The sequence below is a fragment of the Streptosporangium sp. NPDC005286 genome, assembly GCF_040607515.1.
Lineage (GTDB): Bacteria > Actinomycetota > Actinomycetes > Streptosporangiales > Streptosporangiaceae > Streptosporangium.
This window is the reverse complement of record NZ_JBEXGU010000421.1, coordinates 1-1,076: the sequence shown is the minus strand read 5'-3', so window position 1 is coordinate 1,076 and position 1,076 is coordinate 1. Positions and strand designations below refer to the sequence as shown.

The following is a 1,076-nucleotide window of genomic DNA, read 5'->3' as shown; positions in this document are numbered from 1 at the left end:
CGGGGCGAGGAGCCTTCACCGGTGAGAATCCGGTGGGAATGGCCGAAGGGGCCCGGCTGGTGCCGGACCCCTTCGGGTGAAGCTGGTGGAACAGGTGAGCCTGGAGGTTTGGACGCTCAGGCTCGGGTGATCGTCGGTTAGCTACTACTACTTGACGATCGAGCCGGACCAGACGTTGGCGGCCTTGCTGTAGACCGTCTGGGTCTCACCGTCGAAGTACGGCGAGGTGATCAGGTCGTAGCGGTTGTTGTTGTCCTGGTCGCCGAAGAGGCTGGTGACACCGTTGACGTAGCCGAGACGCTTGGCGTTGCTGTACTTGGCGAGCCAGGGGCCACCGTCGGCGCCGGGGGTGAAGGAGCTCTTCAGGCCGATGTGCTCCTCGACCTTGTGAGCGGCCGACACGTAGGTCTTGCCGGAGGTCTTGCCGTAGGTCCACTTCGGCGTGACACCGGTGTAGGCCTTGTGGCCGTCGTTGTGCGGGGCCTCCGGGTAACCGAACACGAACACCGTCTGCTCGGGCTTCTGGTTCCAGGTGAAGCCCTGGCCGCCGACGTTGTCACCGAGGCGACCGGTGTCCTTGATGAAGCCGTCCACGACGTAGAAGACCGTCTTGAAGTACCCCTTGACGGAGGACTCCTTGACGAAGTACTTCACGTAGTAGTGGGTGATGGTGTAGTTACCCTCGACGAGCTTGCGGTAGCCCGGGCCGGTGTAAGCGTCGTACTGCGCCTTGGTGACGTGCTCGACGGTGGTCTTCCAGGGAGCCTGGGCGCCGTTGAGCTTGCCGGTGGGGGCCTTGTCGTAGGCCTCCTTGGAGACCTCCTGGAACACCTTCACCGCGCCGGGGTAGTCCGGGCCGACCTGCTCGCTGAGCTTGTCGGTCTTGGCCCAGGCGGCGGCGGTCTCGCCACCGTGCAGGTCCACGGTCTTCTGGTACTCGGCCTCGGTGATCGGGACGTCCTTGGCGAACTTGGCGCCGTTGAAGGCCTTGTAGTCGCCCTCGCTGACTTCCTTGGCGGTGCCGCCACCGACCTGGACGCCGTTGTACACGGTCACGAACGCGTAGTCGCGGTCGC

1 pseudogene is annotated in these 1,076 nt (G+C 64.4%); it reads right to left on the bottom strand.

Annotated elements, in window-relative coordinates:
* Positions 1-147: 147 nt before the first annotated feature.
* Positions 148-1,076 (bottom strand): annotated as a pseudogene (locus ABZU75_RS46530) (hypothetical protein); the annotation flags it as partial.